This window comes from Spirosoma sp. (genome assembly GCF_048594605.1).
Lineage (GTDB): Bacteria > Bacteroidota > Bacteroidia > Cytophagales > Spirosomataceae > Spirosoma.
In genome coordinates this window covers 1-25,639 of the sequence record NZ_JBMDWV010000117.1, presented here as the reverse complement: position 1 = coordinate 25,639, position 25,639 = coordinate 1, and the positions used below count along the sequence as shown (strand labels likewise).

Below are 25,639 nucleotides of genomic sequence, written 5' to 3'. Positions count from 1 at the left end.
TATCAACCTAATAAAGATTTTACCATGCGATTTACCGTATTAAATACTATAACGAGGGCGCTGCTGTGTGGAACGATTCTGCTCGGTCCTGTTGGCTGCTCCGACTTCCTGAAAGAGAACGCTCCCTCTAACCTGACCGCCGACAACTTCTTTACCATTCCTGACCACGCTGAGGCCGGGCTGGCTGCCACCTATGCCACCCTTCGGTTTATGGGCGATGGGGCTGGTATCTTCTCCAATAACTGGCAGATGCTCGAGGCCATGACGGGCACCTCCACGACGGAGACCGCCCAAAACTCAGACCTCAACAACCTGTATAGCATGTCGCACGACGGCAATACGGTTCACGTGGTCAACTATTGGAACGGCCTATACAGGATTATTGCGCAGGCTAACCTGGTTCTTGACCGGGTGCCGGGGATTCCAAATATGGATGCTGCTCAGAAAACAAAAATTTTGGGTGAAACGCGTTTTTTACGGGCCCATGCTTATTTTACGGCTGTGCGACTCTGGGGTGATATTCCACTGATTACGAAGCCTCAAACCGATGCAACGGCGGCCGACTTCAACCCTTCCCGCGCTAAAGCAGAAGATGTTTATAAGCTGATTGTTGAAGACCTGCAAGCAGCTGAAGCCGCTGGGCTAGCCTGGATGGATGTAAGCGGACGGGTTAACCTGGCGGCCGTAAAGACTCAGTTGGCTAAGGTTTATCTGACGATGGCTGGTTTCCCGCTCAGTAAGGGGGCATCGCATTACAAACTGGCTGCCGACAAAGCGCTGGAAGTCATTACGTATGCTAATGCAAATCCGTCTACGATCAACCTGTTCACTACGTATGAAGATGTTCATAAAGAAAGCACGGAGAACCGGCTGGAGCATCTGTTCATGCTTCAGTACAATTCGATCGTAGCCTCTAACCCAATGGATAACTTCTACGGGAACTTCAAGCCGATCAACTACAATGGCCCTACAGGCACGGGAAGTTCGGTTCCGACGCTTTCGTTCTACAATTCGTTTGAAAAAGGAGATTTACGGACGAAAGACCAGGATGGTTATTTTTATACGACTTACTTCACGAATGGCACAGGAGCACGGTTCGAGCTGGGAGCGCCGTATGTATTCAAGCATTTCAACCGCACAGCCAACGGTACGTCCGGCACCCCAGGAACGCGTCTGAACAACCTGAACGTACCGCAGATTCGCTACGCCGAAACACTGCTGATCTACGCCGAAGCGCAGAATGAAGTAGGAGGACCTACGCAGGCGGCTTACGACGCGCTGAAACGTATTCGGGATCGGGCGACATTGACGACGCCTGCGCTGGGTACCTTTAATCAGGCATCGTTCCGGGAAGCGGTCTGGCGTGAGCGCTGGTACGAACTATGCTACGAACAGCTTACCTGGTACGATATGGTACGGCTACGTAAGGTGTTTAATGAAACGACGAAAGGCTTCGACAACTTCGTAGGCCACGTTAATCTGAGCACCAACAAAGCGCTGGAAGAAAAGCACTATCTGCTGCCTCTGCCTCGTCCGGAAATGCTAAACAACCCCAACCTGCGCCCACAAAATCCGGGTTATCCAGGGGTGTAACTGATAGCGACAAGTCTACGAAGACTTAACCGAATCGAAACGACCGGCGACGATGAGAAAATCGCGCCGGTCGTTATCTTTATAAGGCAAATCCTAATCGTATGAAAAAACGCTTACTTCTGGTTGTTATCACCCTGAGCCTAACGTATTCGCTTTTTGCTCAAACGCCACTATCCAGTGCGGCACCAAAGGGCCACCCTAATCCTGTTGGGTCAGGCTGGAAATCACTGTTTGGTACTGATCTTTCTGAAGCACACTATCCAAAGGGTGTTTGGAGCATCGACGATGGGGGTGTAATAACCGCTACGGAAGATAAAACGATCTGGTCGTCGGTGCCGTACGATGATTTCGTGCTCGACTTGCTGTTCAAAACGGCTGATGGAACGAACAGTGGGGTAGTGGTTCATGCCAGTGATACAGCCAACTGGATACCCAACTCGGTAGAAATTCAGATCGCTGACGACTACGCCCAGAAATGGGCAGAATCACCCAAAAATTGGCAATGCGGTGCCTTTTTCGGGCATCAGGCGCCTACGAAACAGCGGGTAGTTAAAAAGCCGGATGAGTGGAACCGCTACACCATTACGTGTCAGGGGAAAATCATTTATGTCGTGCTGAACAATGAGCTGATCAATACCATCGATCTGTCAAAATTTACGTCAGCTAAAACCAATCCCGATAGTTCAGAAGTGCCTTCCTGGCTCAGTAAACCACCCGCCGACTTGCCGCTACGTGGCTACATTGGCTTGCAGGGCAAACATGCTGGCGCGCCAATCTATTTTCGTAATGTGAAGATCAAAGCGTTATAGTGGGGCAGGATACGTAGTGTTTCAGCCATTATTGCGATTTACTGGACGCGCTACGTAGCGAACCTAAACAAGGGTGGTTCCTGTTCTCTCAATGCTATGCAAACCGAACCACAGACTCGCTACAGCCATACGTTGCCCGAACTACGTTTCTCCCTCAACCTGCTTTACGTAGGGCGGTTGTTACTTGGTATGAAAGCTGATTCACTGACAGATGATGAAGGGATAGACGTTTTTGATGATCAGATTGAGAACGTAACGGATGAGCTTATCGCCACTGAACTTCTTCATGAAGCCGCTGTACTGGCTGGTGATACGTTACCGGAAATTACGCCAACGTCAGACACCGTAATGTAGCCGTAATCTGCTTTCTTTGTGCTTTCTTACTGATAACGTGAAATAGCCTATTGATTTTAAGAGCCGCAATACGTTGCGGCTCTACATTTTTGATATCCTCATGCCTGGTACTTCTTCCGATTTCGTATGGGCCGCTCTGTTTGACATGGACGGCGTTTTGATCGACAATACAGATTTTCATATCAATGCCTGGTTGCAGTTTGCCCAGAAACATGACCGACCACTGACCAAAGAGCAGTACGTCGAAAATATCAACGGACACGTATCAGCCGATGCCATGGCCTATGTGTTTCAGCGCCCCATTTCGCCCGGCGAACTGATTGTCCTGACTGAAGAAAAAGAAGCTATTTATCGAGAGTTGTACCGGCCTCATCTAGCGCCCGCCCCCGGCCTCTTGGAATTTTTGAATGCCCTGAAAGCGCAGCACGTACGGCTGGCTGTAGGCACATCGGCTCCGGAGAGTAATGTTCGCTTTACACTCGATGGGTTACCGTTACGTTCTTATTTTGACGCAATTGTAGATGCCAGCATGATTCAGCGCGGTAAACCTGATCCGGAAATTTACCTGGCAGCTGCCAGGCGGGTAGGGGTAGAGCCAGATAAATGTGTTGTTTTTGAAGATGCTTTTGCGGGTATCGAAGCCGGGATACGAGCCGGAATGAAAGTTGTTGCGCTGGCAACTACCCACACGCGCGAAGAACTTGCCGACACAGGCGTATCGCTCATTGTGGATGACTTTACAGAACTGACCGTCGAGGCTGTACAAAATATACTAATGATTAAATGATTGCCCGTCAACAAGTCAATTATTACCATGTCTATTATTCCTGCCCGTGAGGGGTTCTTCTTTCCTGCCGAATGGCATCCACACGTAGCAACCTGGTTAAGTTGGCCGCATACCGAAGCCTCGTGGACGCGCGACCGCCAGGAGCTGATGTTTCCAGCCTATATTGATTTTATCAAAGCTATTTCCGAGAGAGAGCATGTGTGCATTAACGCGCATAACGAAATCGTTATACAGAGTGCGAAATTGCGATTACTGGCGGCTGGGGCTGATATGAGTCGCATTACGTTGCTTCCGCACCCTACCAACGATTCGTGGTGCCGCGACCATGGGCCCGCGTTTCTGATCAATCCACAAACAAAAACGCGGATGATCGTTAACTGGGGTTATAATGCCTGGGGAGGTAAATATCCGCCTTACGACCGCGACGATCTGATTCCAGTCGAGATTGCGCATTACCGGGAGCTGGACTACGTAACGCCGGGCATTATTATGGAAGGCGGCTCGGTAGAATTTAACGGAGCCGGAACCGTGCTGACTAGTCGTGCCTGCCTGCTGAATCAGAACCGGAACAGCCACCTGACTCAGGAAAAAATTGAACAATATCTGTGCGATTACTACGGTGTGAAACAGGTGCTTTGGGTTGAAGAAGGCATCGTGGGTGACGACACCGATGGGCATATTGACGATACGGTACGTTTCGTCAATGAAGACACCGTTATTGCCGCTTATGAGCCGAACCCGAATGACGAAAACTATCCGTTTTTGCAGGAAATTCATCATGAGCTGAAACAGATGCGGCTTCTGAATGGCAAACAACTAAACATTGTTGAACTTCCTATGCCCGATCCGGTTGTGAGCGACGGTCTGCGGTTGCCAGCTTCTTACGCGAATTTCCTGATTACCAATGGAGCCGTTATTGTGCCAACCTTTCGGTGTAATAAAGATCAACAGGCGTTGGACATTATTGGTACGTGCTTTCCCGACCGAAAAATCCTTGGCATCAACTCGACCGATATTGTTTGGGGATTGGGCAGTTTTCATTGCCTGAGCCAGCAGGAACCAACCGTTTAACCGTTATTCTATGCGTGTCGATACGTTGCCTGTTTCCTTACAGCGGCTTCTGCAAAACACGAGCTGGCAGCTTGATACGTTGGGGATGTCGTCGGCAGAAACGTATCGGATTGTCGGGAAGGAAAATTTTTATCTGAAAATTACCCCGGCCGATCGCTGGAACAGTTTGCAAAAGGAAGCTAAAGCGTTAACCTGGCTCAGGGCATATCTGCCTGCCCCGGAAGTTATTTTTTTCGAACGTATTGATGAAACGGATTACCTGTTGATGCGGGAACTGCCGGGCCTACCCGCTTCGGATGATCACTGGAAGGCGAATCCTCACCAGTTGGTCAAAATTCTGGCAGAAAGCATGCTGGCTCTGCACAATCTGGACTCTGCTACGTGCCCATTCGATCAGCGAACCGACGCCAAACTTCGGGAAGTGGCGCAGTACGTGCAGTTGGGCTTTGTCGATGTCGATGATTTCGAGCCGGAAAATAGTGAGCAATCGTCCCAGCAGATCCTGGACCGGTTATATGCAGAACAGCCTGTTCAGGATGATTTGGTCGTAACGCATGGTGATTTTTGCCTCCCGAATATCGTACTGGACAACGGGCAGCTAGGCGGATTTATTGACGTAAGCTCGTTGGGTGTAGGTGACCGATACCAGGATTTGGCCCTTTGTGCACGCAGTCTGGTTCAAAATCTGGGGACAGATCAATACAATGCCCTATTTTTCGACAGATATGGCTTAACAAACCCCGATGAGCACAAGCTTCGGTATTTTCGACTGCTGGATGAGTTGAAATGATACTGCCGAATTATTTATAAAGACGGCCGGGCACTTCGATTGCTGCCTATGCCAACGCCCACAATACGTTAATTTGATGGATTTGGGCATACTTACCAGAGGGTGACCACCGACTATGTTTCGGATTTTGTCTGGTAAGTATGCCTATTTTTATCGAATTTTGCCGCCCAAACAGGGCTTCTTTGGGGCAATTGACCCAGCATGAAAACGTATTTATTTGGTATTCTTCTGATTTTGACCAGTTGCGCACGACAGCCTTCTCTTACTGCTGAATTGGTCCCCCATTCATTGACCGCCGTCAATCTGGAAGAAACGCTCGGCGGACGAGACGAGGTAATGATGGCCTATTCATTAACGAGTTATGACGCTCAGAATAAGCCATCTGCTGTCGTGAATGGCGGCTGGGGCGTAGAAATTATAAAAAAAGGGCAACAACTTGATCTTCAAAAAACAACACCCGATCATAATCTGGCTAAACCGATTCAACTGACGTTACCCAAAAACGGGAAAATTATAGCATCGCTGGTACTAATCGAGGTCGATGATTACAACCAGGCCAGGCAGACGCTGGCTAAAATTCAGAAGATTCACAATATTGTGGCCGTACCGGCGGGGTTGCTGCTGACAGCAACGGAGATGCTCACACCGTTGAAATACGTATCGGCCGGGTTGGTTGCTTCGGGTATAGGGCTGCAACTAATGGATAAACTCGACGATGATGACTTGCTCGGCCAGAGCAGTGTTGAATTGCACGAAGCCGCATTACGTCCGAAAAAGCAGCGATTGGTTCATGTTCCCGCTACGTTCTCCGGCAGTCATATGCGCAATTCGTTTGAGTATCAGTTAGTCTATGACGTTACGTTGAAAACAGTTAAACTTCAGCCTGCCCGCCAATAGACCCGCTCATTCATCGTTAGTTAACCCGGTACCCGGCGGTGGGAACGAATGTTTTTATCAAGGTATCTGTTTTAAAAATACTTCTGAAAATTACCATTTATTTTTTAGACGCTATGCGCCAAATCACAGGCGGACTCTTGCTGACACTTGCCGTAATGGCCTGTAAAACAACCACACCTGTTGTGCAGCAAACGCCCCCGCAGCCGGTTATCCTAACGTTGGGTACTAAGGCTTTTACTACCGATGATTTTTTTCAATCCTTTACGAAAAATCAGCTTTCAGCCGATTCGGCTCATCGTACGGATGTGCGTGAATATTTTGATCTGTATACAAACCTGAAACTGAAAGTGCTGGCGGCCGAATCCGAAGGCCGCGATACAACCGAGGCATTTCGGGAGGAAATGAATACATATCGGAAACAGTTAGCTCAATCCTACATTACCGACAAAGTGCTCATTGAATCGCTGGCTGCTGAGGCTTATCAGCGGATGCAGGAAGAAGTCAACGTTTCGCATATCCTGGTGCAGGTGTCGGAAGATGCGTTGCCTGCTGATACGTTAGCCGCCTATCAATCTGCTCTGGAAATTGGGAAACAGGCAGCAAGTGGTGAGGAGTTTGCTAAACTGGCCCGCGAACGCTCACAGGACGTAACAACAGCGCAAACCGGTGGGAATCTGGGCTACGTTACCGCATTCGGGATTGTGTACCCGCTGGAAACGGCCGCATATACCACGCCCGTTGGTAGAGTGTCTCAACCCGTCCGGACTCGCTTTGGCTATCACTTGCTGAAAGTGAATTCCCGCCGACCCAGCCGGGGGCGCGTGCGGGTGGCGCATATTCTGGTACGGATAAGTCCGAGTGCTGATGCAACTGGTCAGAAAGTCGCTCAGGATCGGATTGATGCGGCTTATGGTCGGTTACAGAGAGGAGAGACCTTCGAGGCTGTTTGCCGGGAGGTGTCAGACGATGCTACGTCCAGAGCCAACGGTGGAGTTCTGCCGCCGTTTGAGCCCGGTCGCTGGATTCCCGCTTTTGAAGATGCTGCCTTTTCGCTGATCAGGCCCGGCGACTATTCGAAGCCAGTACGTACAAATTATGGCTGGCACATTATCAAACTCATTGAGCGCAAGCCACTGGAGTCTTACACCATAATGGCTCCATCACTTCGTCAGCGCGTTACGACCGACTCGCGGGCCGAAGTAATACGCCAGGCTACGTTACAACGCCTTCGAAAAGAATACGCAGTACGTCCAGAAAAAACAATTCTGGAAAGCGCCCTTACGAAGGCTGATAGCAGTCTGTTACGTGGGCAATGGCGCTACACGGAGCCACTTGATCCGACGTTGCAGGGCAAAACAATTGTAACGATTGCAGACCGGCCACATACCATCAATCAGTTTTTTGAATACGTCCGCCAACGGCAGCAGCCTCCGCATAATCCGGCTATGGCCAATAATGCATCGGCCAGCAACGTAGTACCTGCCAAGGGAAGTTCGCCTAACGTAGCAATGCAGCGCCTGTTCGACCGCTTCGTTGGCGATCAGCTGGTTGCTATTGAAGAAGCAAATCTGGAGAAAAAGTCGCCGGAATTCCGGGCCTTGTTAAGCGAAATACACGATGGGGTACTTCTTTCTCAGATGATGGAGCAGAACGTATGGGAGCGATCGATGGTCGACTCAACAGGGCAGCGTCAATATTTTGAGGCACATAAAGCTGACTATCAGTTTCCTGATCGGGCAGTGGCGACGATTGTTGTGGCACAGCATGACAGTCTGTTGAAACAGGCTACCACCATCCTTTCGGGTAAGCCGCCCTACCAGTTGCGTCGTTCAGCACCGGCTGTGACGTTCGCAAAAGGGCAGACCGCTTTAACAACCAGTTTTCAGGAACGATTATTCGATGTCTTAGTGGTTTTGATGCGTAATCCAAGCTACATCGTCGAGGTGGGCGGTTCGCACGATCCAACAGAACGGGATTCGGTGTCGGCGGGCCGGATACGATCGGTGGTAAGCTATCTCCAGAAGAATGGCGTTTCGCTCAGCCGGATTATAGAAAAGGATTATCAGGGTGCCCGGCCCGGTGCCACAAAAGATGCCCAGAGGAACGTAACGTTTCAGTATTTCAGTACGGCTAAGGACGACGTAGCAAAGGTCATCAATAGTAAACAGCCGTTATCTGCCGGCGATCCGGCGGTGACGATTACGGAAGGTGCTTTTGCGAAGGGCGCAAATTCATATCTGGACAGTGTCAGCCCCTGGAAAGCAGGGACTACTACGTTGCATCGGGATAACAAAGCGATTGCCGTTATCATTGACCGGATTGATCCCGCTCGTGCCAAAACATTCGCTGAAGCACGTGGAAACGTTATTAATGATTATCAGGCCACGCTTGAAAAGCAATGGCTGGCTCAGCTTCGGCAGAAATACCCGGTCAAGGTCAATGATGAAGAAATCAGGCGCTTAGCTAAGTAAGTTTGTGGGAAAAGGGCACTTTGTTACGTAGCTAATCCGTTTACTACGTAATGCTCCTCTTTTTATGCAATTTACTCCTCTTAAAAATGCTTAAAAACCAGACCGCTTGCCGTTCTGTGTGTATCTTTAGAACATGAAAAAAGTAATTAGCAATATATTCCTTGTTTTGGTTGGCCTGTTCCTGACAGTGTCTTCGTTTGGGCAAGGCCAGAGCATTAGTCTGAATAAAATTATTGCCAAGGTCGATAACTACTACGTCCTGCGATCCGATCTGGAAGAAGCGTACCAATCGTATGTGGGGCAGAATCAGACTCCTCCGCAAAAATGTCAACTTTTGGAAAGCCTAGTTATCAACAAAATGATGCTGGCCAAAGCTGAAATTGACTCGGTAGTGGTTGAGGAAAAACTGGTTGACAGCGAACTCGATCAGCGGATGCAGTACATGATTCAGCAGTTTGGCTCCGAGAAAAACATTGTTGAAGCGTACGGCAAGAGCCTGGAAATGCTGAAAAGCGAACTTCGGCAGCAAGTGAAAGATCAGAAGATCGTTCAGAAAATGCAGAGTAAAATCACGACTGACGTAAAGGTAACACCCCGCGACGTTCGTAAATTTTTCGATGCAATCCCGAAAGACAGTTTGCCGTATATGCCGGCTGAAGTTGAAGTAGGTCAGATTGTTCGCTTTGCCAAACCGACGAAGGAACAGAAGGATGTGCTACGTCAGCGGCTTCTGGACCTCAAAAAACGAGTTGAGGCAGGTGAAGATTTTGCCAAATTAGCCAAAGAAAACTCCGAGGATGTAGGCTCGGCTCAGAATGGGGGGGATCTGGGCTTTGCCAAGCGCGGCATGATGGTGGCTCCTTTTGAGGGTGCTGCGTTGAAACTCAAACCCAACGAGCTATCGGACGTAGTGGAATCCGATTTTGGCCTTCACCTGATTCAGTTGCTGGAAACGCGGGGTGCCGAATACCACGCCCGCCACATTCTGTTACGTCCTGATTATAACCGGTTGGATCTGACGGGCCCAACGCATTATCTGGATAGCCTTCGTAATCTTATTCAGATCGATTCGCTGAAATTCGATAAAGCGGCTAAGGATTTTTCGGAAGATAAAGCGACAGCGGATGCCGGTGGTTTACTTCGTGACCCTCAGACGGGTGGAAGTCGGCTTGCTATGGACGGTACGATGGAATATGCGCTATTCCAGATGCTGGATACTATGACAGTGACCAGTATTTCAAAACCTTTGCCTTACCGTACAGAAGATGGTAAGAGCGCCATGCGGATTTTGTACTTTAAGAGTAAGCAACCGCCCCATACAGCCGATTATAGTAAAGATTTCGAGAAATTACAGACGATTGTCTTACAGAATAAAAAGAACCGGGCGATTGACGACTGGTTCCGGAAATCAGTTAGCGACGTTTATATTACGGTTGATCCGGAGTTCCAGAATTGTCGAATTTTTGGTACAACCCAAAACAGTGCCGCTGCCCTTGGCAGTAATTAGTAAGTAGAGTTGTATCGTCTTTTATGTTGCAGAGTATATAGTTGCTAATTATTGGTAACTATTCTTTACAACATAACTTTACAACTGAATAACTGTGTAACTCTTTAACTTTTATCCAGTGCCTTACTCATCGGACGTTGCGGCTGCAGAAGCCCTTACAAATTCCTATCAAAAACTAAAAAATGAAATTTCTAAAGTCGTTATCGGCCAAGATGAAACCGTTCGGCTATTATTGACGGCTATATTCTGTCAGGGGCATTGTCTGCTTGTAGGGGTACCGGGGCTGGCAAAAACGCTGCTTATACAAACCATTGCCGGCGCTTTGGACCTTGATTTTAACCGGATTCAGTTTACTCCTGACCTGATGCCTTCCGACATTTTAGGTTCTGAAACGCTGGATCAGGAACGGAATTTCAAGTTTATCAAAGGCCCCGTTTTTGCCAATATTATTCTGGCCGACGAGATTAACCGGACGCCCCCCAAAACACAGTCGGCCCTGCTTGAAGCCATGCAGGAATACGCGGTTACCATTGCGGGACAGAAGTACAATCTGGGTCGTCCGTTCTTTGTGCTGGCTACACAGAATCCAATTGAACAGGAAGGTACGTACCCATTGCCTGAAGCGCAGTTAGACCGGTTTATGTTCAATATTTATCTGGATTATCCGTCTTATCAGTCCGAGCTGGATATTGTAAAGAGCACAACAACGGATCAGCGTTATGAGGTGCAACGGGTCATTACAGGTGAAGAAATTCGGGAATTCCAGCATCTGGTACGTCGGGTGCCAGTGGTTGATAATGTGGTTGAGTACGCGGTTAAACTCGTGCATAAAACTCGCCCAAATACCGACATGGCTTCTTCCGATGCGAATCAGTATCTGGAGTGGGGAGCAGGGCCACGGGCCTCGCAGGCTCTGATTCTGGCTGCCAAATGTAATGCCCTGCTGATGGGGAAATATTCGCCCGATATCGAGGACGTTAAGGCTGTTGCTATGCCTATTCTCCGCCACCGCGTTGTTCGAAACTTTAAAGCAGAAGCCGAAGGTATTTCTGTTGAACAGCTAATCAAACGATTGCTGTAAGAATTGTACGTCGTAAGTCCGTAATCCCCAGTCAATGACGTTGGTGATTACGGACTTACGGCTTTTCTTTTACTCTTCTTTGTCATCCCGATTCGTTTTGCCGAGATAGTCACTATCTCCTTCCCCCATGCCGGTCGATTTGTCGTCTACGCCGGTCGGCTTTACGTTCTCAGTTTCTTCACCGACCAGAAAATCACCGGCTTCTTGTGGAGCATCTAAATCTGGGTCTTGCTGCTTGTTCTTCGATTCCATAACGTTTGATCAGGTTTGTTTCTGAAACAACTGGCACTGACTGGAATAGTTATGAGAACTTAGCTTTTCAATCGCCAGCCTGCATTCTCCTGAAGTGCTACGTTCACCTGCTGACCTACTTGCAGGTTACTACGTATTGTTAACAAACGGAGCGTTACGTAACGTGAACATTCTACATCAATTTCGTAGTGACTTCCCTTAAAATAAACCGCTCGAACAGTAGCTGAAATCCCCGCATCATCAAGCCTGATTTGTTCGGGGCGTAAGCAGATCAGTTCATCCGGATTAATAAGATTGGCCAGGCCCAGGTTTAGTAAATGTTTTGCTTTCACGATATTGACCAAACCTGTCAGGCGTGCAGCATAAGCCGTGAGGGGTTTATGATAAATCGCAATGGGAGAATCGAGCTGAATGAGCTTTCCATCGCGTAGAATACCTAACGTATCGGCAATGGAAAGCGCGTCTGAAGCATCGTGTGTAACAAACAAGCAAGATGTATTTTCATGACGTACCAGATCAAATACTAAATCGCGGACGATGAGCCGGTTCGGTAAGTCGAGATGACTGAAAGGTTCATCAAGTAATAAGACCGACGGTTTGTCGGCAATGGCGCGGGCAATAGCGGTACGTTGCTTTTCGCCACCCGATACGTAGCGTGGTGAGCGGTCCTGTACGTCTATGAGCCGACAAAGTTTTAGTAGTTCATCCACACGAAATTCCCGGTAATTCTTCTCGAAAAATCGAAGTGCGTAGGCGATGTTTTCCCGAATCGATACGTTCGGCATCAGCTGATATTCCTGATGAACCAGCCGAATGTCAGGATGCCCCGGCACTAATACGTCCGCTGGCCCTGGAATACGCTTATCGTCTAATCGCACTTCGCCAGCATCGGCATCCGACAAACCCGCCAACAGACTCAGCAGTGTACTTTTGCCGGAACCACTTGCGCCAACCAAGGCCATAATTCGACCCGGTTCGAGCGTAAGTGATACGTTACGCACGGCGTGGACATCCGCGAATGATTTAGTGAGTTTGGTAGCTGTGAGCATGTGAAAAGCGCCGTACGAACCCGGTTGACAACTTCCTGGAAGGCAAGTCGGGTTCGTACGGCGCTACGTTAAAAAATAAAATTTGTACTCAGAAATTCCGACTTGTGTTGCCCGACAATATCATTCAGAATGTGTTTGTTCGCATCGGTATCTTTCGTAGCCACCGCCGACCGAATAGAGAAAGAGCGGAGTGCGTCTTCTACTGATAATGTCCCTTCGGCCGAATCTTTACGACCTGTAAATGGGAACGTATCGGGGCCGCGCTGGCATTGCGCATTGATGTTTACCCGACTGACCAGATTTACCAACGGATCGATCAGTCGGGAAATAGCATTGGTATCGGTACCGAAAATACTAGCCTGCATTCCGTGATCGTCTGTGATCAGGTACTGGATAAACTCTTCTACGTCATCGTACACGACAACTGGAACAATCGGTCCAAACTGCTCTTCACGATAAAGTTTCATCCCTTCCTTAACCGGATAAACAACTGCTGGCTTGAAAAGCGACTCCGCTACGTTGCCACCACCTTCGTTGACGATTGCAGCACCGTTGGCTTCGGCGTCCTGAATACATTCAGCCAGATAATCGGGCTTGGTGGGTTCGGGGAGAGGAGTAATCTGGACACCATCGCCCCACGGCATGCCAGGCTTGAGCTTGCTAACTTCAGGGCCAAACTTGCTTAAAAATGCATCAACAATCGACCGATGTGCCCAAATGATTTTGATGGCCGTACACCGCTGTCCGTTGAAGGATAACGCACCGAGTAAACATTCTTTTACGGCTACATCAAGGTCGGCATCCGGCAAAATGATGGCTGCATTTTTGGCGTCGAGGCTCATAATCGAACGTAGCCGGTTCAGTTTGGGGTGCTGCCGTTGCAGTTGGTCGGCTACGCGACTGGAACCAATTAGCGTCAGTACGTTCACTTTTCCCGATTGCATAACGGGTGGAATGACGTCCGCACCGCGGCCATAGAGCGAGTTAACAACACCTTTCGGAAAGCTGGTGCGGAACGCTTCCAGCAGTGGGTAATGCAGCAGCGAGCCATGTTTGGGAGTTTTGAACAGAATCGTATTTCCCATCAGAATGGCCGGAATGAGGGTTGTATAGGTTTCGTTGAGAGGGTAATTAAACGGCCCCATTGCTAACACAACACCCAAAGGCGACCGCCTGACTTGCCCAATAATACCTTCTTCAATACGAAAACGCGACGAATTCCGATCAATAGTTTTTAACGTATCAATCGTATCGTAGATGTATTTTACGGTTCGGTCAAATTCTTTTGTGGCGTCGGCAAGATTTTTACCAATCTCCCACATAATCAGATTGATGACCAGTTTTCTTTGCTCGAGCATTTTGCCTACAAAGGTTTCCATACAGCCAATGCGGCCAGCGACCGACATTTGTGGCCACTCGCCACGTCCATTATCGTAAGCTGCTACGGCTGCTTCTAAGGCTTCGAGTGCTTCTTTAGGGCCAGTAACGGGAAAGCTGCCTACAAGCTTGCGCTGCAACGTACCGTCGGGAGCTGTGAGGCAAACGGGTGAATAGACTTCCGAAACGGAACCATTCCAGGGGCACATTTCGCCATTGAGCAGGTATTCGCGCTGATGAATAGTTTCAATCCGATAGTCGGCAGGAATTTGATCTTCGGCCGGAAAGAGTTGGGCCAGTTGGGGATCGTTCATATGAGGAAAAGCTTAGAAAGAAACGGCGGCAAACGTCGGTATTTGCCCGGCAAAATCCAATCTGGTTGTCAGTAAAATAAGAAATGTTCTATAATTCGATCAGATATTGATCGTTCCTGTACATTTTTTAGGCACCTTATTTAATTCTATGACTCACTGACTTCATGTTTTATGACCTATGCTTCACCTGTTAAATAGGCGTTTGATCCTTTCCTATAGATTAGTTTTATAACTATACCGTATTGTTCCCTACGAAAATACACAATGCGACTTTCTTAAGAGTTTCATGTTACTTCTCGTTATTTCTCTAGCACAGCTGGATAACAAGTAATCAATGAAATCATTGTGATATCCAAGTGCAAGGGCTGACCTACCTAGTAACAGATCTATTTTCTGTCAGCCAGAGAAGAATGTTACGTCATCCGATTAGTCTGAAATGATATAACTTTTTTAGGCATCATTGACTTGGCTATTTATCAATTTAATTTATAGATCGATTTAATTAAAATCGTAATTCGACCTTTGTTGATTGTAGCAAATTTTTTAGAAAAAAGGTTGAGCATTTATACTCTTTTATATTCTTAGCCTACCTGGTGGTAAATAGAGGGTTTAAATAAGCGTTAACAAATAACGCTTACTTACTGTGAGCTTGCCGCCTGACTAATCAACAATTCCGTCTGCAACTACATCACTACTGATTTATCAAACTTTCTGATTCATCTTTATGCCTTGTGCTATGCTAAATCTTAGTGTAACCGTATCTTGGTAAAGTGATGTTTTGCTTGAGTGGATTATGTGCTTATTGTGCAATGAAACAGGCTTGGAAATATATGTCCCTTTCTGACAATACTTAAGAGGCTTAGTGGTAATTCCCTTTATAACTCACATTTTGCGATAACATTACAATGGTTATTTATACTTACGCCCTATGAGTAAAATTAAATATAAGAAAAATTAAAATAGTCACGACAGGTTGTAAATGCGAGTTTGGAAAGCATTATTGCGGATAATTAACTAAACGCTTTTCCAGGCTATGAAAAAAATCCTATTATTATTTTTTTGTTGGTTGCTTATTATAACAAGGGGATTCAGCGAAATTTCAGCCACGGGTAAAGCTGTCATAAGAAAAACAGTCAGAAGTAATGATGTTACACGGGAATTTTTGGGGGTTAATCATCAAGTGAATGTTAATGCTCCTAAAGTGAACACTGTTCCTAATTTGACGGCGACAGTTATAATAAATGATCTTAATTTCAACTCGGGTTCAGTAGGTGCCTCGCGTGATTTTGTAGTAACGATTAACGAAATTAACAATGTAGGTACTCAGGGAACAATCACGTTTCGCGTTTTTAAGCCCTCGGCTTTTAGCATTACTTATGCTACCAGCAATGGAAATTCTGCTGTATATCCGGGAGTGGCAAATAATAATGGTGATTGGAACTTCGCCGAAACAGATAACTACATTACCGTAACCAGCAAGTCTGGAATAGTTGTAGGGGCTAATCTTAATAAAGCCATAGGTTTTAGTATTAGCAGAAAAGCAGGCATCCCAACAAATACGAAACAAAATATTACGGTTTCAGTAGTGGCAAACTCAGGAGGTGAACAGGATGCTACAGACAATCTAGCTGGAATAACAGTCAATGCTTCTGAAACGGTTAGTAATCTAGCGTTTAGTTCAGTTCAAGTAAATCCATACGGATACACACCCTTGTCGGCATCACTTAACTTTTCTGCCTCAATATCGGGGAAAGCTTTTATTCGAGTCCGTGGCAAGCATGGTAAGCTGACTTACGTAGAGAAAACCTTCAATGATGAGGGACTACAGCACTCCATACCGCTTATTGGATTATATGCGAATTATACGAATGCCATTGACATTCGTGTGGTTAGTGCAAGCGGAGATACTTTGGCGAAAAATACAATTGCGGTTCAGACTGCAGCTCTGTCACCAGATATTCCTTTACCCACTTCAATCACCACTACTTCATTTAATGAAGCGAATGTAACGCCAGGCCTGCTTCTTGTAAGCAGTTTTAGTAATATCGGTACAGGAAAACCATCAACTCCTTATTTTTTAGATGCTTATGGTGAAATCCGGTGGCTCTTAGATTTTCGTAGTCATCCACAGTTAAGCGGACTTAGCTATGATGATGGAATAAATCGCCTGAATAATGGTAATTTTTTCTTCGGCAGTACGACTACATCCATTATTTACGAAGTCAATTTGTTAGGCCAAGTGCTTAATACATGGGCAATGCCGGGTCATGTGTTTCACCACGAAGTTTACGAAAAGCCTAATGGTAATTTTTTAGTAACTACTTCAAAGCCGGGGAGTACTTATAAAGATGGAGTTAGTTCAACAACTGAAGATTTTGTGATAGAAATTGACCGTCAGAACAATACTATACTAACTGTGTGGGATTTAAAAGAGTCTCTCGATGAGACCAGAAATAATTTGACTTCGATTGATGGAGCTCAGACAGCTGATGACTGGTTTCATGGCAATGCGGTGATAGATGATCCAACAGATAACACAATTATTGTATCGGGTCGTACGCAGGGAGTAGTAAAATTAGACTATAATAATCGAGTTAAGTGGATAATGGCACCTCATGCTGGATGGACGACGAATAGACGAGGAGAAGATCTGCATCAATTTCTGTTGAAACCTCTTGATGCTAGTGGAAGTGTAATTAGTAATACGGCTGTAATAGCTGGGACGGCAATAAGCCCTGATTTTGAATGGAACTGGTATCAGCATAACATTACACACTTACCTAATGGAAACTGGATGATGTTCGATAATGGTACACTACGAGAGTACACTCCTTCTACTGCCAGATACAGTCGAGCATTATCTTATAAAATTGATCCTGTAAATATGACTATTCAGCAGGTATGGGCATATGGCAAGGAGCGAGACGCAGAGACCTATTCCCAAATTGTTAGCAGTGCGCAGTTTCTTCCTCAAACTAATCATGTTGTGTTTGGACCAGGCTATCGAGTGCAAAACGCAAATGGGCTAGGAGGAAAAATAGTTGAAATTGATTATGTTACTAAACAGGTTGTTTCTGAGATAAGTATTTCTTCTGCTAATCAGTGGGGATTCCACCGGGCGAAAAAAATGAGTGCTTATCCTTGAGATTGATACTTACGCCTTTAGGTCAAGCTATATACGCCTTATCTTCTAATTAAGCGCCCCAGAGTTAACAATCAATCATTCAAGCATGCTTGAATGATTAAATCACTTGAGAAACAACATGAAAAGCTATCAATTTTCCTATATACTCTCCTGCCTGGTCGGGCTATGGAGCCTAATGGCTACACTTGATGTACGAGCCCAGGATGTTTCGATTAATGTGCTTAGTAGCCCAGCATCTTTGCCTGTTAGTACGACCGGTAGTATTCAGGTGGACCTTTGTAATACGGATCCAAATAATATTTCAGTGCCTGTTAACAAGCTCAATCCGCAAATCTCCGTTAGCTCAGACGTAACAATCCTCGGAGTGACCAAATCGGATGGTAGCTCATTGACAGATTTTACCGTATCATCCAATACCGGGCAGACCATTACCTTAACAAATGCAGTTCCTATCCCTAATCTAAACTGTCTATCATTTAAGATAGTTATTCAGGGAACAAGTACAGGTATACCTGGAGGTGTTGGAAATATTGCAGCAGTCTTAAACTTTCAGAACTCACCAACAACAGGTAATCAGGCGTTCAATGATAATAGTGCTACGTCGATCTCCATCTTTCAGGCAGGACCCGATTTGACGCCTGTAGTTTATGCTCAGCCATCGTTACTTTATGGGGGTAAATCTATCAGTGTGGTAGTCGATGTATTTGAACTAAACGCCGTAGCTACAAATGGAACTGTCACAGTTAATGTAACCCGAGACCCCAAGTTTAGTCTGAATTTTGAGCCTACTGCTAGTTCGATAGGAGGACATTCCGTACAAAATAGTGCCTGGAGTTTTGACGACTCATCGCCTGATTACTATATACTGACCAGTAATCAGGCCGTTGGGGCGGGTTCTTTATTATCGTTTGGCTTAAATGGTATGTTTGAGCCAGGCTCAACTACCGGTACAGTCAACATCAGTACAGTTATTATGGGCAGTACGGGTGAACAGAATCTTACTAATAATAGTGATGCTGATAAGATTGAATACTTTCAGCAATAAAAAGGGAGGTCATCTCAAATTAGCATAATGACAGTCTATTTGTTGATGTTAACTGTGAAACAGTTCCGTGTAAAAGCCGCTTCAACAGCGGCTTTTTATTTTAAGACTTTCGTTGCCTAGTAATAGCCTGATAGATGATCTAGTGTTTGAGTAGACAATGCTTGTGAAGCTATCGTAAATAAATAATGACCCGAAATATTGAACGTACTGCCATCCTCAGAAACCACGTTAGTCCTGTTTCTGGTCTGAAAGAACCTTGAGCACCGAAGGGTAGGATGAGCAGACAGAAGGGCAATCTTTCTTAAAATGTATTACGTATGTATTGAGCAAAGAGCTTATCCAACTAGTAAATCATCAACGGTAGAATACATTAATACTGAAAATTTCAGTATTAATGTATTCTACCCTATGTTAAATGCCGTTTATTCACAAAGGAAAAGAATTAGACTCCTGTATTGTTTCCAAGGTAAAACACGCTTTGAATATTAAGAAAAATAAGCCCGATAACAATACGAAATGTACGCCCGCCTATTGGGTGATGGCCGTCCGGGCTGTAGCAGAGCACTATAATATTGCTGATCAGGAAATCATAGAAGCAATTAGTCAGTATGATAACTACTGTTTGTGAGTTGTTCCTACAGTAATACATATTGAACTGGCTATAACTACTGCTGTAGGGTTAACCCGAAAAGTTACCGTTCTTTATAGAGTTGAATTTGTTTAGTTCGTGTGCTTATTCCAACAGCCAGATAATCCGATCCGGCTTGCAACACGTGCCGGCCTCTGGCTACCAGCCCTCTAAATCGCTTCAGCCAGGCTTCTACATCTTCGGGTTTGTAGTACTTCGTATTGCCAAACGAATAGACAGATTGTAGGCCAAACGTCTTCCGAAGGTGCTCAAAAGCAACGGGCGTTATATTATGTTTCAGGCAGATTAGATGTTTGCTTAAGTAACCCGATGTTGAATACGTAACGGAAGGCTTGTTAAGTATAGGTTTGAATTGAGCGATTGCTTCCTGTTCCAGTGCATCCAAATCATCGCCTTCTTCGCAGGGAAAATAGCTAAACCGAGCGAAGTTTCTGCCAGCAAGTCTGTGATTCATCAGTTGCGAATACAGCGATCTTGTCTGTCCAATATAAATTACCTCCTCATTTGCATTGATCAAATAATAGAGGCAGGGCTGGCTCTGAAATAGGCTGGCACTGTCAAGAATATAGTCTAGATCCAGGCGTTGGTCGGGTATTTTCTGTTCGTTTTTCATGGAATAAATATACTACTAAAAATACTTATATACAACAAAAAATACCCATATTTTTTTGCTTTTATTTACATTTGTGTATGGCAGGACGAAAGCAAAAAAAGAACGACATTCAGGGAAAATGGCTGAAAGAAGCGTTGGCCAAACAGGACGTAACGGTATATCGCTTAGCTAAGGAATTAGGCTACAGCCGGGAGAAGTTTTATCGGCATATTCACAACAAGACGTATCTGAGTAGCGAATCGCTGGCTGAAATTGCCCGTAAATTTCCGAGCATGAATATGCGCTTTGTACTAACGGGAGAAGGAGGGGCAGTCCTCGAAACGAAAAGCTGATCGTTAGCTCTGTTCGCTAAATTCTATTGGGTACGTTATGCACGTTGACCCTTTCAATAGATCGTTGGATTTTGTTAAAATCATACGTGCCATAGAAATGCAAAAGCACCTAACCAATTCATTCGATTAGTTAGGTGCTTATATAGGATATCCGAGGGCGAAAAGGTGTTTTTTCCCTCTATAGGCTATTATGGATTGATTCGGTAAAGCTCAGTACCTAAGCCAAAGATGGCATTGGAAGCAAAAAATAAAGCATCTCCCAAAGCTGCTAGATTTGAGATTGGACTTTGAGTCGATATAACAGGTACCGTTTTGTTAATACCGCCTTCTATCCGGTACAACCCGTTCGACGCCGTGAAGTAGAGGGTATTCTGTAGGCTAATCAGGTTCTGTAGCGGGCCTGTAAACGTACCCGTTGCGGTCGACACCTGGCCACCCAGCGTGTAATAAAGTTTGCCATCCTGACTGACTGTAAAATACACAGGAGTTCGCCCCATAATGGTAAAATCGGAAAAGATGCTGGTAATATTGGTGGGAGAAAAGGCAAAACTCTGTAGCAGATGAGTTGTGGCTGCATCGCCTTTCGATACCCATAATTCTTTACCATCCTGACCTGTCGTGAAAAATAAGTATTCACCCGCTTGTTTAAGGGTAGTAATTTGGCCTTTCCCGGGCCCAAAGATTTTCTTGGTAGTAGCCTCGGTTCCCTGGCTGACCCAGAGCTCGGAGGCTAAAAACCCCGACGTAAAATACAAAGCATTCTGATAGCTCGCTAGGTTATATCCTCCTGCGCCTGCCTTAACTAGAACAGGAACTTGACTGCCTGATAGAGGATTGGCTTTATAGAGGTCATTTTTATAGGCGATGTATAAAATTCCATTAGCCTGCCCGAGTCTGGGTGGTGTTTGGTCGAATGCAGGAAACGTATAAATAGCGTTCGTTTCCTGACTGTTGGCCTGTGCTTTATAGAGCATCCAGTAGTCATTACCTCCTAAGGCACTGCGTTTCACATAAAACAGAGCATCTCCTACTCTAGTCAGCGAAAGGACATCATAAACTTCGCCATCTTTATGCCCATCGGGTAGTTCCAGCGTTCCTGATTCCGTACCATCTGATCGCCATAGCTGTCTCTTTTCGTGATTGGGTAACGTACTGACTGCTGAGAAATACAAAACGCCGTTCAGGTTAATCAGGTTTTTGATTTGTGAACCTGTTGTGCCTGGAGCAAGATCCTTGATCAGTACAGTTCCCTGCTTGGTACCGTCTGTTTTCCACAGTTCCTGACCATGTTCCGAATCAGAGGCTACAAAATAAGTGATATTCTTAATGGTGAGTAATTGCTGGGGTATTGAACTAAGAATCCCTGGGTTGATATCCTTTATGAGTTGTTGTGCCAGGGTGGAGCCGATGGATATAACCAGTGCAGACAAATAAAGTAGGAAGGATTTCAGTAGCATGGGTTGATAAAAAAGAAGGTTGAAAACTAGCTGAGATGATTTATATAGTTGAGGTCATACTGCTTTAGCTCATGGACTTGATGGCCTCACAGCCGCCTAGTTCTATCAGTCGGGCTTCTAGGCGTTCCCACAGTTTTGCCTGTTCAAGCTCCTCGAGAGAATAATATGGATTCATTGCCTGAAAGATCTTTCCATTAGCATGAGTAACCTTAGCTGCTTTGTCGGCGCAGTAATCCCGGAGCATTCGAGCCGGCAGATATAACAAGGCTACTTCCCGGGGACGACGGCCAATATTTTTGTCGGGAGGGGATACGTGTGGACCAAACCATTCCTTGAACCTGCCAGATGACAGCAGTAGTTTTGCAGAGGGGTAAGGTAAAGGCCCCTGCGTATTTTCGTTACGTGTATAAGGACTATAAAGGTCATCCCCATGGCTTAGGTAAGCCCGTTCATGCATAAAATAAGGCAATGAATGTCCACCCTGAAAGACGAGCTGAACAGGAATATTAATTGTTCGTAATACACCAATAAAGAAGCCAACCGTTCCCCGGCAACCTGCCGTCCAGTGCATCAATGGATAGTCTCCTTTTAACGTACCTTCCACCACGCGGGCAATGGGAGGAAAGCCGTGATACTGCCAGTGAGCCTTCATATTATCGGTAGTCATCCCACCTCCGAAATGAAATAGGTTATGACGCCCCCAGTCCATTAGGCGCAGGATCGCGTTACGTTGAGCAGAAGGAGGCAGGTAAATCGTACCTGCTGGTTTCTTTTCCGGATCGGGATGAGGATTTGGAGGAATGGGTTCCAGAAACTGAATCTTGGTCAAAAAGTTTAGGATATAGTCCGGAGGGGCGGGGGTGTAGTAGCCATTTTTGTCGGCTATGATCCGGTAGCCTTTCAAATAGCCGTCGTACTTTAGCCACTCGCGACTGTCCAGAATAATGGAAGCTTCCTGAGTAGTATAGTCCAGCAGCGACCACTTGAGTCGCTTTCCAATCTCCTGTGCCAGCGAATGCCCCAAATGAGCCAGGTAAAACGACCAGGCCTCAGCAGGACTCATTACGCAGGCCGGTGCTTCGGCTGGCGTGTTGGGCGAGAGATTGACTGGTACGTTAGAAAGGCCTGAGGGCTGATAGGTCCACGCTTTATTGAAGGCTTGCTGGAGTGCATCTTTCTGCTCGGCCGACCAATTCAGATAATACTGAACCTGGTTGTGCGTGGACCATACCACGACTTTTCGAATGGCGGGGTGCGCCATCAGCCAATCATCGACAAGTGGGACGGGTAAAGGATTGGGATTCATAAGCTCTCGGGAACCGGTTTATTGGGGAGTCAACGGAGCCTTGAAGTAGGTTAATTTCGCTCATACTTAGGGTTACTAACTTAGGTAACGGCAAATAGATGTATATAACGTAGCGCTTGGCAAATGATACGTTCTATACGTCTATTTCTTCGTCTTGTATAATAGGCGTAATGGGGTGCTTATCTGTCCTGTTTTCCCTGCATTTGCCTTTTTAATGAGTGTATCAAAAGAAGGTTGACGGCAGTCAATAGTATTACCTTATATCATGATGCTCCAGATAATCGTTAAGTGCAGCAGCCCAAACCTCATAACCTTCCTCGTTTAAGTGCTCTCCGTCGTGTTGGAGATTAACACTCAGGTTGTGTTGCCGGGCTAGTAACGAATTCAGGTCAATCAGGTCGATTTTCTGGTTCTGGCAAAATCTTTTCAATTGAAGATTAAGTGAATCGATGCGATTGTTGAGAGCTGTTTGATCTAAAAGATAAGGCACGGTTTGAAACACCGGCGTTACATTTCGCTGACGAATCTCATCCGCGATTAGACGGTAATTAGAGAGCGTGTAACTCGAGTCGTATTTAGGGGAAAGTACATCGTTGGTGCCGCCCAGGAAAAAGCACACTTTAGGTGTGTTGTGGGCATCGATGTCTTTAACGTAGCTCAGAATCTGTTCAGTGGTATAACCATATCCAGCTACCTCCAGAACATCCTTTCGATTTAGTAATTCATTCCAGTTGGGAATTTCGGTATGAGAGCCCCCAAGCATGGCAATCTGAGCGGAATGGGTTTTTCGAAGGTACCAGCGGGTTATATCCTCGCGCTGTTTCCATCCAATCAGGATAAGTACGACAGTAAAAAGAAGATTAAAAATAAGTGAGAGAAGAAGTGGTTGATTTTTCATAAATGTAAACTTAACCAGTATTGCGCCCTGTTTGAGCCTGCCGACTGAGTCGACTAGACAAACAAAATCAACTTAAAGTGGCAGAGGAGCACATGGCCATGATGGAATTAAAACTTGAGGAGGTAATTAAAATCGCTTCTGAAAAATACATTGAATGGTAGGCCCGGGAATAGTATAGGTAGTATTTTATAATCAGTGAATCGATAGTTGAATTATAACTTCAGCGATTTATAAGAAAAGCATGCGGGCTGTTATAGTTGCTGATACAGATTCCAGCAGGATTACCCCAACATTATGTTATCGCGAGTTAATCCAAGGGTTCGCCTTATATATTCCGCACCTATCGGTAAAATAAAAACGCCTAACTGTATCATTGTCAGATCGTTAGGCGTTTAGGGGTACCGGGAGCCGGACTCGAACAATTATAATGAGATATTTATAAACGCCTTTAAATGCTTCAAATGTACGATTTTCACGCTTAATGAGGGGCATATGAGAGAATTTAAAAGTAGTGAAGCGTAATAATTGTTTCAGTAATGTTTCAGTAAACGGCATTTCTTGGCTACCTTTAAAGAAGGTAACTGAGAAGCTATGAACTCGCCTGAATCTGAAAATCTACCCACTAAAGGTCGTACCCGGACCAACACCATATCCTTTACCGTTGAACTGGGAAACAAGCCAAAGAAAGATGGACACTATCCTCTTTTTCTTCGAATAACGGAAAACCGCAAACATAGAAGAGTCTATATTGGCTTTGACATACCTTTAAAAGATTGGAACCCAAATAAAAAAGAAGTACGACGGTCTTACCCACTTCATGAGGTTATTAATAAGAAAATTGATTCAATTAAGTCTGACGCGATACGTTTGAAGGCTGATACTAAAAATGTAACCTCAACCGTAATTGCTGAAAGCCTCAAAGGTAGGTCATCTGCGTATTTCTTTCAATATGCATACAGCTACATAGCTAATAAGCCATATAATACTCAACGCAACGTTCGCACTGAGATTAATAAATTTTTAGAATACGTCGGAAATAAGGAGTTGTTTTTCGCTGATATAACGGTAAAGCTTTTGGCTGATTATGAAAGCTGGTTGCGGACCAAAAAGGGGAACACAACCAACACCATAAGCAAAGGGCTATCAAAAATTCGGACTGTTTTTAACCAGGCTATTAAGGAGGGTATCTTACCTGTTCAGGATAATCCGTTTCTGCTGATAAGACTAAAAGAAGGTAAGCCTGAACGAGTGCGACTGACTGAGGAAGAGTTAAAGTCATTTCAGGAGGTGGCCCTTCCCCAAGGTTCGCTGCTTTGGCATACTCGCAATTATTGGCTGTGTGCTTTCTATATGGCGGGTATGCGCTTTAGCGATATTTCATGCTTGCAATGGAAGAACATCAATGGCAACCGGCTATCTTATGTAATGCAGAAAACAAAGAATACTGTTACACAGAGCCATACTATACAGCTGCCTAAACAAGCCGAAGAAATCATACAGAACTATCGTCCAACTAAGCCTTTGCCTACCGACTATGTTTTCCCTATCCTGAACCCTAATAAGATTTACGTTACCGAAGCTGATATATTGAAAGAGATCAGCCGTAAGAACGCGCTTATTAATAAGTACCTTAAAAAGATTTGCTTTCTAGCTGGAATACCTAAAGATCTGTCGTTCCACTCCGCGCGCCACACTTTTGCCGATTTAGGCCGCAAGAAGGTGAAGGATGTTTATGCCATTTCCAAGCTTTTAAGACACTCAAAAATTAACATTACTGAAAAGTATCTCTCTGAGTTCGATACCGACACTACAGACAAAGCGCTTGAATCGATCTTTGGTTAA

Annotated in this window: 21 protein-coding genes; 14 read left to right on the top strand and 7 right to left on the bottom strand. The window is 45.7% G+C overall.

The window, feature by feature from the left end:
- Window positions 1-24: 24 nt before the first annotated feature.
- The 10 genes from ACOJS8_RS07255 to ACOJS8_RS07210 all read left to right on the top strand — a co-directional run bounded on the left by ACOJS8_RS07255 (window position 25) and on the right by ACOJS8_RS07210 (window position 11,360).
- On the top strand, window positions 25-1,593 hold the full coding sequence (locus ACOJS8_RS07255) for a RagB/SusD family nutrient uptake outer membrane protein (protein ID WP_420147875.1): 1,569 nt from the start codon (window positions 25-27) through the stop codon (window positions 1,591-1,593).
- Window positions 1,594-1,694: 101 nt separating this feature from the next.
- Window positions 1,695-2,402 (top strand): 3-keto-disaccharide hydrolase, encoded by a 708-nt coding sequence (locus ACOJS8_RS07250; RefSeq protein WP_420147874.1) that lies wholly within the window; start codon window positions 1,695-1,697, stop codon window positions 2,400-2,402.
- A gap of 96 nt (window positions 2,403-2,498) precedes the next feature.
- Entirely contained in the window at window positions 2,499-2,756 is a 258-nt protein-coding gene (locus ACOJS8_RS07245) for a hypothetical protein (protein ID WP_420147873.1), read from the top strand.
- Window positions 2,757-2,856: 100 nt separating this feature from the next.
- Window positions 2,857-3,543, top strand: a complete 687-nt coding sequence (locus tag ACOJS8_RS07240; protein WP_420147872.1) for an HAD family hydrolase — start codon at window positions 2,857-2,859, stop codon at window positions 3,541-3,543.
- Between the two features lie 27 nt (window positions 3,544-3,570).
- Window positions 3,571-4,614: an agmatine deiminase family protein gene (locus ACOJS8_RS07235; RefSeq protein ID WP_420147871.1), complete on the top strand. Its 1,044-nt coding sequence runs from the start codon at window positions 3,571-3,573 to the stop codon at window positions 4,612-4,614.
- Window positions 4,615-4,624: 10 nt separating this feature from the next.
- A complete protein-coding gene (locus ACOJS8_RS07230; protein ID WP_420147870.1) occupies window positions 4,625-5,404 on the top strand; it encodes an APH(3') family aminoglycoside O-phosphotransferase in 780 nt (259 codons plus the stop codon).
- Between the two features lie 201 nt (window positions 5,405-5,605).
- Window positions 5,606-6,301, top strand: coding sequence for a hypothetical protein (locus ACOJS8_RS07225; RefSeq protein ID WP_420147869.1), 696 nt, complete (start codon window positions 5,606-5,608; stop codon window positions 6,299-6,301).
- A 113-nt stretch (window positions 6,302-6,414) separates the two neighbouring features.
- Window positions 6,415-8,772 (top strand): peptidylprolyl isomerase, encoded by a 2,358-nt coding sequence (locus ACOJS8_RS07220; RefSeq protein ID WP_420147868.1) that lies wholly within the window; start codon window positions 6,415-6,417, stop codon window positions 8,770-8,772.
- 133 nt (window positions 8,773-8,905) lie between these two features.
- Window positions 8,906-10,279, top strand: coding sequence for a peptidylprolyl isomerase (locus tag ACOJS8_RS07215; protein WP_420147867.1), 1,374 nt, complete (start codon window positions 8,906-8,908; stop codon window positions 10,277-10,279).
- Window positions 10,280-10,397: 118 nt separating this feature from the next.
- The gene (locus ACOJS8_RS07210) at window positions 10,398-11,360 is read left to right on the top strand and encodes an AAA family ATPase (protein WP_420147866.1); all 963 of its coding nucleotides are present in this window, start codon (window positions 10,398-10,400) and stop codon (window positions 11,358-11,360) included.
- A gap of 69 nt (window positions 11,361-11,429) precedes the next feature.
- Here the strand turns inward: ACOJS8_RS07210 and ACOJS8_RS07205 are convergent, their stop codons facing one another.
- The 3 genes from ACOJS8_RS07205 to ACOJS8_RS07195 all read right to left on the bottom strand — a co-directional run bounded on the left by ACOJS8_RS07205 (window position 11,430) and on the right by ACOJS8_RS07195 (window position 14,352).
- Window positions 11,430-11,612, bottom strand: a complete 183-nt coding sequence (locus tag ACOJS8_RS07205; RefSeq protein ID WP_420147865.1) for a hypothetical protein — start codon at window positions 11,610-11,612, stop codon at window positions 11,430-11,432.
- Window positions 11,613-11,671: 59 nt separating this feature from the next.
- On the bottom strand, window positions 11,672-12,661 hold the full coding sequence (locus tag ACOJS8_RS07200; RefSeq protein ID WP_420147864.1) for an ABC transporter ATP-binding protein: 990 nt from the start codon (window positions 12,659-12,661) through the stop codon (window positions 11,672-11,674).
- Window positions 12,662-12,729: 68 nt separating this feature from the next.
- Window positions 12,730-14,352 carry an NADP-dependent glyceraldehyde-3-phosphate dehydrogenase gene (locus ACOJS8_RS07195; protein ID WP_420147863.1) on the bottom strand — a complete coding sequence of 541 codons (1,623 nt, stop codon included), beginning with the start codon at window positions 14,350-14,352 and terminating at the stop codon, window positions 12,730-12,732.
- A gap of 1,033 nt (window positions 14,353-15,385) precedes the next feature.
- On the opposite strand from ACOJS8_RS07195, the gene ACOJS8_RS07190 reads away from it, so the two are divergent.
- Together ACOJS8_RS07190 and ACOJS8_RS07185 are read left to right on the top strand one after the other, a co-directional pair.
- The gene (locus ACOJS8_RS07190; RefSeq protein WP_420147862.1) at window positions 15,386-17,497 is read left to right on the top strand and encodes an aryl-sulfate sulfotransferase; all 2,112 of its coding nucleotides are present in this window, start codon (window positions 15,386-15,388) and stop codon (window positions 17,495-17,497) included.
- A gap of 118 nt (window positions 17,498-17,615) precedes the next feature.
- Window positions 17,616-18,542 (top strand): hypothetical protein, encoded by a 927-nt coding sequence (locus ACOJS8_RS07185; RefSeq protein WP_420147861.1) that lies wholly within the window; start codon window positions 17,616-17,618, stop codon window positions 18,540-18,542.
- Window positions 18,543-19,234: 692 nt separating this feature from the next.
- Here ACOJS8_RS07185 and ACOJS8_RS07180 read toward each other — a convergent pair.
- Complete coding sequence (locus tag ACOJS8_RS07180; protein ID WP_420147860.1) at window positions 19,235-19,804, bottom strand: hypothetical protein; 570 nt, start codon at window positions 19,802-19,804, stop codon at window positions 19,235-19,237.
- 77 nt (window positions 19,805-19,881) lie between these two features.
- On the opposite strand from ACOJS8_RS07180, the gene ACOJS8_RS07175 reads away from it, so the two are divergent.
- Complete coding sequence (locus ACOJS8_RS07175; protein WP_420147859.1) at window positions 19,882-20,136, top strand: helix-turn-helix domain-containing protein; 255 nt, start codon at window positions 19,882-19,884, stop codon at window positions 20,134-20,136.
- 188 nt (window positions 20,137-20,324) lie between these two features.
- On the opposite strand, the gene ACOJS8_RS07170 is transcribed toward ACOJS8_RS07175, so the two are convergent.
- The 3 genes from ACOJS8_RS07170 to ACOJS8_RS07160 all read right to left on the bottom strand — a co-directional run bounded on the left by ACOJS8_RS07170 (window position 20,325) and on the right by ACOJS8_RS07160 (window position 23,797).
- Window positions 20,325-21,593, bottom strand: coding sequence for an ELWxxDGT repeat protein (locus tag ACOJS8_RS07170; protein ID WP_420147858.1), 1,269 nt, complete (start codon window positions 21,591-21,593; stop codon window positions 20,325-20,327).
- 64 nt (window positions 21,594-21,657) lie between these two features.
- Window positions 21,658-22,899 (bottom strand): hypothetical protein, encoded by a 1,242-nt coding sequence (locus ACOJS8_RS07165; RefSeq protein WP_420147857.1) that lies wholly within the window; start codon window positions 22,897-22,899, stop codon window positions 21,658-21,660.
- Between the two features lie 253 nt (window positions 22,900-23,152).
- Window positions 23,153-23,797: an SGNH/GDSL hydrolase family protein gene (locus tag ACOJS8_RS07160; protein WP_420147856.1), complete on the bottom strand. Its 645-nt coding sequence runs from the start codon at window positions 23,795-23,797 to the stop codon at window positions 23,153-23,155.
- A 591-nt stretch (window positions 23,798-24,388) separates the two neighbouring features.
- On the opposite strand from ACOJS8_RS07160, the gene ACOJS8_RS07155 reads away from it, so the two are divergent.
- A complete protein-coding gene (locus ACOJS8_RS07155; RefSeq protein ID WP_420147855.1) occupies window positions 24,389-25,639 on the top strand; it encodes a phage integrase SAM-like domain-containing protein in 1,251 nt (416 codons plus the stop codon).